The 10,184-nt window shown below is 71.6% G+C and carries 9 protein-coding genes; 5 read left to right on the plus strand and 4 right to left on the minus strand.

The window, feature by feature from the left end; genetic code table 11:
- Positions 1 to 1,020, minus strand: a 1,020-nt coding sequence (locus ACJ73U_RS21905) for an alpha/beta hydrolase (protein ID WP_407779545.1), incomplete at its 3' end; no start/stop codon positions are given.
- Positions 1,021 to 1,116: 96 nt separating this feature from the next.
- On the minus strand, positions 1,117 to 3,987 hold the full coding sequence (locus ACJ73U_RS21910; RefSeq protein ID WP_407779546.1) for a helix-turn-helix transcriptional regulator: 2,871 nt from the start codon (positions 3,985 to 3,987) through the stop codon (positions 1,117 to 1,119).
- A 445-nt stretch (positions 3,988 to 4,432) separates the two neighbouring features.
- Between ACJ73U_RS21910 and ACJ73U_RS21915 the strand changes: the two genes are divergently transcribed.
- The 5 genes from ACJ73U_RS21915 to ACJ73U_RS21935 all read left to right on the plus strand — a co-directional run bounded on the left by ACJ73U_RS21915 (position 4,433) and on the right by ACJ73U_RS21935 (position 9,349).
- Entirely contained in the window at positions 4,433 to 4,600 is a 168-nt protein-coding gene (locus ACJ73U_RS21915) for a hypothetical protein (protein WP_407779547.1), read from the plus strand.
- A gap of 191 nt (positions 4,601 to 4,791) precedes the next feature.
- Positions 4,792 to 5,646, plus strand: a complete 855-nt coding sequence (locus ACJ73U_RS21920) for a geranyl diphosphate 2-C-methyltransferase (RefSeq protein WP_407779553.1) — start codon at positions 4,792 to 4,794, stop codon at positions 5,644 to 5,646.
- Between the two features lie 22 nt (positions 5,647 to 5,668).
- Positions 5,669 to 6,790: a family 2 encapsulin nanocompartment cargo protein terpene cyclase gene (locus ACJ73U_RS21925; protein ID WP_407779548.1), complete on the plus strand. Its 1,122-nt coding sequence runs from the start codon at positions 5,669 to 5,671 to the stop codon at positions 6,788 to 6,790.
- Between the two features lie 305 nt (positions 6,791 to 7,095).
- Entirely contained in the window at positions 7,096 to 7,740 is a 645-nt protein-coding gene (locus ACJ73U_RS21930) for a PadR family transcriptional regulator (RefSeq protein ID WP_407779549.1), read from the plus strand.
- Entirely contained in the window at positions 7,724 to 9,349 is a 1,626-nt protein-coding gene (locus tag ACJ73U_RS21935; protein WP_407779550.1) for a DHA2 family efflux MFS transporter permease subunit, read from the plus strand. The genes ACJ73U_RS21930 and ACJ73U_RS21935 overlap by 17 nt, the downstream gene beginning before the upstream one ends.
- Here the strand turns inward: ACJ73U_RS21935 and ACJ73U_RS21940 are convergent.
- Positions 9,327 to 9,881 (minus strand): lipopolysaccharide assembly protein LapA domain-containing protein, encoded by a 555-nt coding sequence (locus ACJ73U_RS21940; protein WP_407779551.1) that lies wholly within the window; start codon positions 9,879 to 9,881, stop codon positions 9,327 to 9,329. The genes ACJ73U_RS21935 and ACJ73U_RS21940 overlap by 23 nt on opposite strands.
- 85 nt (positions 9,882 to 9,966) lie before the next feature.
- The coding region (locus ACJ73U_RS21945) for an acyl-CoA thioesterase (protein WP_407779552.1) at positions 9,967 to 10,184 on the minus strand (218 nt) is incomplete at its 5' end.

Here is a 10,184-nt window from a genome sequence, read left to right on the forward strand (position 1 = left end):
GTGCCCGTAGCCGTCGATCACCTCCAGCTCGTGACGCCCGGGCACCCGCTCGTTCAGCAGCCGGTGGCACACGATGTTGGAGTCGGCGAACACGTGGTTGCGGTCGCCCGTCAGGTACAGCACCGGTGTCTGGACGCGCTCGACGTCCACGAGGTAGTCGTCGGGGAGCGCCCGGTGGTCCGGGTTGCGGGGGTCGAACTTCACCGCCCGCCCGGCACGCACCATCTTGCCGATGTGCCGGAAGTAGCTGACGTCCACGGCGCTGTGCAGGTCGGCCAGGCGCTCGTGCGTGTGCGTCTCGGGCGCGAGGTTGGCGTGCTCGTACAGCGCCGGGTTGCCGCTGCCCCACATGAAGCTCAGCATCTGGCAGGCCGGCACGTCGCAGTCGCGGTGGATGAGCGAGACGGCGCGGGCCAGCAGCCAGCGCTGGGTGAACGGCATCGCCTCGCTGAACCGCGGGTCCAGGAACGACAGGCCCAGGCCGTACTCGACGGCGACGGTCGCCGCCGCGAGCTTGGCCTGGGACCACCGCGGGACCCGCGGGGTCAGGCCGACGCTGTTGGCCACCATGCTGGTGATGCCGTCGACCACCCCGCCGAACAGGCTCATGTGGAACGTCAGCGAGCCGATGCAGTGCGCCACCACGTGGAGCCGCCGTCCCCCCAGGTGACGGCGGATCTCACGGATGGCGGCGGGGTGGTCGAAGGCGGCGATGTCGTCCAGGGTGTGCCTGCCGGTCTCCGTGTTGTACGGGAACCGGTTGCTCATGCGCATGTCCAGCGTCCACACGTCCCCGAAGCCGTGCGCGTGCAGGTAGCTGACCAGGTTGCGGTGCTCCGGCATGATGAACATGTCGCTGGACTGCGTGAGCCCGTGCAGGAGCAGGACGACGTCGTCGGAATCGGCCGCGAGGAACCTGGTCAGGTGCAGACCGAGCCCGTCGCCCGTCGTGAATGGATGTACCGTTTTCTCGGCCCCCGAGACCCCTTCCAGCGTGTACCTCGGTATTCGGCGCTTCATCGTGAATCCCCTCCCCCTGAACCCCGCTGTCAGCATGACCTACCGCGCCGCCGCGCGGCATCGTGGAAACCCCGTACATAGCCCCCCGCCCCCCGGTCAGGACTCCCGGGCCAGTGTGGCCGCGACCCCCGTCCGCGAGGTGACGCCGAGCTTGGCGAAGACCCGCGAGAGGTGGGTCTCGACGGTGCGGACGGACAGGTACAGCTCCGCCGCGATCCGCTGGTTCGTGTGCCCCTGGGTGACGAGCTTGGCGATCTCCAGCTCGCGGGGCGACAACCCGTGCGTGCCGCCCGTCCGTGCCGCCGGCACCGGGGTGTACACGCGGACACCGAGGCGCCGTTGTTCACGCACGGCCTGCGCCTCCAACGCCGCGGCACCGCAGGCGCGGAAGAGCGCGGTCGCCTCGGCCAGCTTCGCCCTGGCCCGGTCGGCCTGGTCCGCCTCCCCGTGCGCGAGGCCCGCGGTGAGCAGCGCGCGCCCGGCGTCCAGGCGCCGCTGGCCCGCGGTGAGCCGGCGCGCGGCCTCCTCCGCCAGCTCGGCCGCGGCGGCGGGGTCCTCGGTCCGCGTGACGTGGGCCCTGGCCAGGGCCACGAGCCCGGTGAACGCCGGCAGCCCCGGGTCGTCGAGGCCGTCGGCCAGCTCGGCCCACCGGGCACCGCCCCGGCCCTCGCCGGCCTCGACCTGGGCCAGCAGCTCACAGGTCGCCACCAGCGTGGCCCGGTCCAGCTTGGGATCCACGAAGTCCGCGCAGGACGCGACGAGCGCGTCCACGCCCTCATCCAGCCGGCCCGCGGCGATCAGGGCCACGCCCCGGGCGTTCTGCGCCATGTAGTCCCAGACCTCGCGGCTGCCCGAAACCGTGCCGACGGCCTCCTCCCCCACCGCCAGCGCGGCGTCGTGGTTCCCGGACCACACGAGCGCCAGGCACTTCTGGGTGAGCGCGAACACCAGCTGCTGTCCCGACCCGATCAGCCGGGCGCCGTCGATCGACTCCTCCACCGTCTCGCACGCGTCCGGGAGCCGGCCCAGCGCGATGAGCGTGCGGGCCTTACCGGCGAGCAGGTTGGTCAGCACGTAGGCCTGCCCTGTCGACCGGGCCAAGCCCGCGGATCGGTCGAAGTGCCGCAGTGCCACCGGGTAGCGGCCGAGCAGAGTGTCCGCCCAGCACAGCCACGCCATCGTGTCCAGCCACTCGACCAGGTGGTCGTCGGGGGCCGCGTTGACGAGCCGCTCGGCGTTGTCCGCCAGGCGCTGCGCGTCCGCGATCCGCCCGGCGGCGTAGGCGGACATCGGCCGCAGCGCGGCGACCGCGACGTCCAGGCCGGGTTCCCAGCCCTGGCCGGAGTCGGGCATGAGTTCGAGCACCGCCTGCGCGGCCCGGAAGTCCACGCGCATGAGGCTTTCCACGACCAACCGCATCCGCAGGGGGATCGCGGCGTCGGCCCGCGCGTTCGGCATCCGCCGCAGCTCGTCCAGCAGCAGGGCGCGGGCCTCGTGCGGCCGGTCGAGCTGGCGTTCCATCAACGCGCAGATGCGGGCCGCCTTGGCGCGGCGGTCGTGCTGGTCGGCCGGCAGCAACGCGAGCAGCTCACGGGCGGTGTCCCGGCTCTCGGACAACCGGCCGCTGTAGCCCAGCACCCGGCACAGCTCCATGAGCAGCTCCAGCCGCTCCGCGAGCGTGTCCGGCTCCACGGGCACGAGCTCCAACGCGGTCCGCAGCCAGTGCGCGCAGGTCTCCGGCGCCTGCGTGGCCACCGCACGCGCGGCGGTCACGAGCGTGGTGACGGCCCGCTGGTCGCCGAACGAACGGGAGTGCTCGACGTGGTGGGCCTGCACGGTCGCCGGCGCGCCGACGCGGGCCAGGTGCGCGGCGAGCCGGGCGTGCGCGGACAGCCGCCAACCGGCCTCGGCGTACTCGTAGGCGGCCTGGCGCACCAGCGGGTGCCGGAACCGGAACCGGCCCGACGTGGCTGGCCGGAGGATGTCCCGCGCCACCAGCTCACCCAACGCGCTCAGCGACGCCGACTGCGGCAGCTCGGCGGCGACCGCCATCAGGGTCGGCTCGAACTCGTCGCCGGCCACCGCGGCCGCCTGGGCCGCCCGCAGCGAGTCCGGCGGCAGCTCGTCCAGCTCCACCTGGAGGATCGCCCGCACCGACGCGGGCAGCTCGGTGCCGTCGCGCCGCTGCATGCGGGCCAGCGCCTCGAGGTAGAACGGGTTTCCGCCGCTGGCCTCGTACAGCGCCCGGCGCCGGGCCCGGCTCACACCCGCGCCGAGGAACTCCGCCGCCTCCTCGGGCGTGAGCGGGCCGACCGTGATCTCGTGACCGCCGGCCGCGTCCGCCAGCGCGGCGACCCGGGGAGGGGCCTGCGCGGGTCGGTAGGCCACCGCCAACAACACCCGGCCGCGCGGGGGATGGCGCACCAGGTGGTCGAGGAACTCCGCGGTGCCGGGATCGGCCCAGTGCACGTCGTCCAGCAGCAACGCCAGCCCTTCCGGCCCGGCCAGCTCGTCGACCAGCTGCCGCAACGCCCGGTACAGCCGCAGCCTGCCGATCCCGCTGCGGTCGGCGTGCTCCTCCGGGTCGCCGTCGCCGTCACCGTCGCTGATGTCGTTGGTGAGGGCGGGGAACACCGTGGCCAACAGGCGGCGCTGCGCGACACCCAACCCCCCGGCGACCGCCGCACCGCACGACTCCAGGTGGTCATCCAACGCGTCGACCAACGCGCTGAACGGCATGATCTGCTCGAGCTCCGCGGCCCTGCCCCACAGCGTGATGAGGCCGCGTTCACCCGTTCGGATGGCCAACTCGCTCAGCAGGCGCGTCTTCCCGACGCCCGGTTCACCCACCAGCGCGAGGAACTGGAACTCGCCGTCGCGGGTCGCCTCGACCACCCGCGCGAACGACCGCACCGCCTCGCTCCGGCCGACGAGCGGGGCCGCGCCTTCCCTGGCGTCAACAGTCATCCGTGCCTACTCCCCCGTACGCGCCCTCACGGATCGGGGAAGACGCGTGCGAGCACCGCGGGCGCGCGTAACCGCCTCAGCGCAATCCCCCCAGGTCCTGGACATGTCGTCGATCCCCTCGAACCAGCCCAGGTCGAAACCAGCAACGACCGCTCACCTCCGGCACTCCTCGCTGGCGGCGCCCGCCAGCGTATGACCCACCGGGCACGGAGGCAACTGTATGTCACACACCCAGCTCACGGCGGCCCTTTGTGTGTCACACCAACACAGGACGGGCACTTTTCGTGAGGACCGGGCGGCGGGCGGCTCGCTTCGCGGCCCGCCTCGGGGGCAACCGGGACTCACCCCCGCCCATCGGCCAGCTACTCCGCCACGCGGGGCGCCACCGGGACACGGCTGTCGCGCGCGGAAAGGCGAGGGGGAATTCCGCGTGCACAACCGGCCCGTGCGATACGTCGAGGCCGAGAAGAAGTCGGCGCTGTCCGATCCGAGCCTATTGCAACCCGCCGCGCCGCGATTTTCCCGCGCCGATGTGCTCACCGAACGGATGATCACGTCCCCGTTCGGGCCCACGATCGACCGTCCACACGGGCCGGACGCACACTTTGGGTAGTAAGGAATTCCCTCGAAGGGGATGTACCCGAAAGAGTTCTTGTCCACGTGTGACCGGTTGGTAAGTTGGGATCTGCCCGGGCGACCAGACATCACACAATCCCCACCGCGTTCATTCCGGAGTCGTTCGACTCACGTGCATGAATGACCGGGATTTACCAGCATGACTTCGGAGAGGAAATCCCCTTGACTGTGACTCGTTCGGCCCCCCGCGAGGTCCTGCGCACCGCCTACCAGAAATCGGTCGCCGCGTACTGGAACAACGAGAAGGACCCGGTCAACCTGCGCCTCGGGGACGTCGACGGGCTCTACCACCACCACTACGGCATCGGCGAGGTCGACCTGTCCGTCCTGGACGGTCCGGCGGAGACCCGCGACGAGCGGATCATCGCCGAGATGCACCGGCTGGAGACCGCGCAGGCCGAGGTCCTGCTCGACCACCTCGGCGACGTCCGCCCGGGCGACCGGCTGCTCGACGCCGGTTGCGGGCGCGGCGGCACCAGCATCATGGCCAACGCCCGGTTCGGCTGCCAGGTCGACGGCGTCTCCATCTCCGAGCAGCAGGTCGCGTTCGCCAACGAGCAGGCCGCCCGCCGCGGCGTCGCCGACCAGGTCCGCTACCACTTCACGAACATGCTCGACACCGGCTTCGAGACCGGGGCGTTCCGGGGCATCTGGAACAACGAGAGCACGATGTACGTGGACCTGTTCGACCTGTTCGCCGAGCACTCGCGACAGCTCGCGTTCGGTGGGCGGTACGTCACCATCACCGGTTGCTACAACGACGTCACCGGCGGCCGGTCCAAGGCGGTCGCGCAGATCGACCAGCACTACACGTGCAACATCCACGCGCGCAGCCAGTACTTCCGGGCGATGACGGCCAACAACCTCGTGCCCATCTCCGTCGTCGACCTGACCGCCCAGACCATCCCGTACTGGGAGCTGCGCGCGAAGTCCTCAGTGGCCACCGGCATCGAGGGCCCGTTCCTCACCGCCTACCGCGAGGGCAGCTTCCACTACCTGCTCATCGCGGCCGACCGCATCTGACGCGCTCCCGGAGGTGCACGTGATGAGCGAACCCCGCGGCGGGCTGGCCGGCGTGCTGGCCGGCCCGACCGGGCTGGGCACGTCGGCCGCGCGCTTCACGGCCCGGCTCACCGCCGCGGCCCAACCGCCACCGGACACGCCGGCACCCGAGGCCGACCCCGCGTACGCCTACCGGGAGTGGGGCGACGGATCGGCGTCGCCGCTCTACTGCCCGGTGGTGGAGCGGATCGACGACGCGCTCGCCGAGGAGGTGGACCGGCGGCTGGTGCTCTGGGGTGCCGAGTGCGGGTTCTCCGAGGAGGAGTGCGCGGGGTTCGGCAAGGCGGAGTTCGGCCGGCTCGTCACCCTCGCCCACCCCGACTGCGACGACCCGGACCGGCTGCTGATCTCGGCGCGGCTCAACGCGGCGTGGTGGGCCGCCGACGACCTCTACTCCGACGACACCGCGCTCGGGGCCGTGCCGGAGCGGCTCCCGCCCCGGCTGGCGCTGGCCATGGCGGCCATGGACCCGCTGCCGCCGGCCGGCGAGTTCACCCGCGACCTCGACGAGACGCTCCGCGACGACCGGGTGCTCGTCGCGCTGGGTTCGGCCGCCGACTACCTGCGCGAGCGCGGCACCCCGACCCAGCACCAGCGCGTCTGCTACTCGACGTTCGCGATGTTCGTGAGCTGGACCGCGTACGCGGCGTGGCGCCACGCCGGGGAGTACCCGCCGGCGTGGGAGTACCTCGCGGCCCGCCAGCACGACAGCTTCTACACGTCGATGACCCTCATCGACGTGCTCGGCGCCTACGAGCTGACGGCCAACCTGTACTACGAGCCACGCGTCCGCCACGCCGCCATCCGGGCCGGCACCGCGTCCGTACTCGTCAACGACCTCCACTCGGTCACCAAGGACCTGGCGGACGAGAACCCGCCGTGCAACATGGTGCTGCTGGTCGCCGCCGACCGCGACTGCTCCGTCCAGGAGGCCACCGAGATCGTCGTGGCCCTGCACAACGACATCGTCCACGACTTCCGGTCCGCCCACGACGAGCTGCGGTCGGTGGCGTCCCCCGAGCTGCAACGGTTCCTCACCGGCCTGCGCTCCTGGATGGGCGGCGGCTTCGAGTGGCACTCGACGAGCCCCCGCTACCGCGACTAGCCCGTTCCCAGCTCGCCTCCCCGGAATCTCAGGTGTAGGTCGCGTTCCGGCGAAGGCTTCGGCGTCGAGGTGGATCGTGGCTGGGTGGCGTCACGTTTCCCCGGGGTAACTGCTGGTCAGGTGCGGACCTCGGACAAAGATCCACAGGAGCCCACCGGATCACGGGCCGCGTCGTCGTGACGGCGACGGGGCCCGCGGCGCCACGCGCGTGTGTCAGGACGCCCTCGGAGTCGACATCGGTCTGTCCAAGTCGTATAGTCCGCGTGGAATAAACGAGACGGAGTCATCGGCAGGGAGTAATTGAGATGACCAGGTCCACGGCGCCGCTGACACCGCTGGCGATGGCTGTGCTCGAACTGCTCCACGAGCGGGACATGCACCCGTACGAGATGACGCAGCTCATGCGCGAACGGCGGGTCGACCTCCGCGTCAAGCTGCGGCCCGGCTCGCTCTACCACACCGTGGAGCGGCTCGAGGGCCAGGGCATCATCGAGGTCGTCGGCACCCAGCGGCAGGGTCGCCGGCCGGAACGGACGGTCTACGCGCTGACCGAGGCCGGCCGGGACGTGTTCGTCGAGCAGGCGCGTGCGATGCTCGCCACGCCCGCCCAGGAGTACCCGCAGTACCCCGTGGCCCTGTCGGCGGCCAACGAGCTGGACCAGGACGACGCGCTGGCGCAGCTGCGCACACGCGTGCTCGCCCTGCGCGCGCGGATCGCCGCCGACCAGGTCATCATCGACCACAGGCTGACGCGGCACCTGCCGAAGATGTACTGGATCGAGTTCGACTTCACCCATCACCAGCGCCAGGCGGAACTGGCCTGGACCGAGCGGCTGGTCGAGGACCTGGAGTCCGGCCGGATCCCGTGGCCGGACGCCGATCCCGGCCCGGCGCGTGGCCTGTCCGTCGTGGACAGCGACAGGGAGAGAAACGGTGACAAGGCGAGTTAACCCGTGGGCGGCGCTCATCGCGCTGTGCATCGGGTTCTTCATGATCCTGCTCGACACCACGATCGTGACCATCGCGATCCCGACCATGGTGCGCGGGCTGCACACGGACCTGAACTCCGTGGTCTGGGTGATCAGCATCTACCTGCTGGTCTACGCGGTGCCGATGCTGTTCACCAGCCGGCTCGGCGACCGGTTCGGGCCGAAACGGGTCTTCCTGGCCGGCATGGTCGTGTTCACCGCGGCGTCGCTGTGGTGCGGGTTGGCCGGCTCCGCCGAGATGCTCATCGCGGCCCGGGCCGTCCAGGGGCTCGGCGCGGCGCTGATGACTCCCCAGACGCTCGCGTTCATCACCCACCTGTTCCCGCCGGCCAAGCGCGGTCCGGCGATGGGCCTGTGGGGCGGGGTAGCCGGGCTCGCCACGATCACCGGCCCGCTGCTCGGCGGCGTGCTGGTCGACTCGTTCGGCTGGGAGTGGATCTTCTTCGTCAACGTGCCGATCGGCGTGGTCGGGATCGTGCTGACGGCGGTGCTGGTGCCCGACTGGCAACCCCGGCGCCTGCACTCGTTCGACGTCCCGGGCATCCTGCTGTCGGTCGCCGCGTTGGGCCTGCTGGTCTTCGGCATCCAGAACGGCCAGCAGTACGACTGGGGGTCGGTCGCCGGCTTCCTCACCATCCCCGAGATCATCGGCGCCGGCGTGCTGCTGCTGGTGGTGTTCGTCGTCTGGCAGCGGTACAACCGCGCCGAGCCGCTCGTGCCCCTGCGGGTGTTCGGCAACAGGAACTTCTCGACCGGCACCGTCACCGCGACGGCCATCGGCTTCGCCATGACCGGGATGTTCGTCCCGCTGGTCGTGTACACGCAGAACGTGCTGGGCCTGACCCCGACCAAGGCCGGTCTGCTCACCGCGCCGATGTCGCTGCTCTCCGGGATCATCGCCCCGTTCGTCGGCCGCCTGTCCGACCGCGGCAACGCCAAGTACCTGGTGATGGTCGGCTTCCTCGCGCTGGCGGGCGGCCTCGGGCTCATCGCCCTCATCAGCGGGCCGCACACCGATCCGTGGACGTTGGTCCCGGCCCTGCTGCTGGCCGGCGTCGGCACCGGGTTCGTCTTCGCGCCGATGAGCAACATCACGATGCGGGCCGTCGAGCCGGCCCTGGCGGGCACCGCCTCCGGCATCTTCAACACCTCCCGCCAGGTGGGCGGCGTGCTGGGCAGCGCGGCGATCGGCGTGCTGCTGCAGGCCAGGATCAGTGCCTCGATGAGCTCGGAGGCGACCGAGGCGGTGAAGTCGCTGCCGCCGCAGTACCGGTCCGACTTCGTCGAGAGCCTGTCCCACGCGGCGAACTCGGCCAACGAGCTGAGCGACCGGGTCGGTGCCGCCGTGCCGGCGAACCTGCCGCCGGGGGTCGGCGAGCAGATCAAGCGGCTCGCCGAACAGGTGGTGCACAACGGGCTCACCGACGCGGCACGCGAGGCCATGATCCTTCCCGTCGCGGTGCTGCTCGTCGGCGCGCTCGCCGCCACGCTGATGCGCCGGACCCCGGCTCCCGAACCACCGAACGCACCCGAACTGACCGGTGGCGTCAGGACCGGGGGTCGTGCTTGACCGCGCGGCGCAGCTGCAGGATGCGGACCGAGCCCGGGACGGCGACGAGCAGGGCGCCCGCGGCGACGCCGAGCAGGATGGCCACCGCCAGCGGGGCGTGACCGGACAGCCCGAAGAAGTCGATCCGCACGCTCTGCGAGTTCTGCAGGATGAACACGAGCAGCACGACGAGGATCACCGCGGCGACGATCAGACCCACCCACAGGCCGCCGAAGCGGGACCGGCGCACGGTGTGCTGCCCGGTCCCGGTCCGCGGCTCGGCTGCCCTCGACGGGTGGTTCGCGTCGGTCTGGACCAGCGGCCCGGCCTGGGTCGACGGCTCGGCCGGGACCAACGGCCGGTTCGGGTCGGCCACGGACGTGTCCGGGTCGGCCGGGGGCATGTTCGGGTCCGCCGGGGGCAGCGGCCGGTTCGGGTCCGCGGGCAGCCGCGACGCCGGCTGGACCTCACCGGGCGCGGGTTCTCGGACGTAGGGCACCTCGCCGGCGGACTCGGTGTTCGCGTGCCTGCCGGACATCGGCTTGCGCGTCATGACGGCCTCCTACGTCTCGGCTGGGACTCCACACCCCCCATAGTGGCCCTAACCAGCTCATTCGGCGCGTCGGGGGGCCGGGACGTCACCCGTCGGGCGGTAGGACGTCGTGGTCGGGGACCGGGCGGACGAGCATCTCCTGGCCCGCGGTCGCCAGGAGGACGCCGTCCGCGGTGAACAGGGTCGCCTGGCCCATGGCCCTGGCACCCGCCGCGGAGGGGCTCCGGCTGTCGTAGCGCAGCCAGTCGTCGGCGCGGCCCGGGCGGTGCAGCCAGATGCTGTGGTCGAGGCTCGCGGTGCGCA

Origin of the sequence: Actinophytocola sp. (assembly GCF_045807065.1) — a bacterium.
Lineage (GTDB): Bacteria > Actinomycetota > Actinomycetes > Mycobacteriales > Pseudonocardiaceae > Actinophytocola.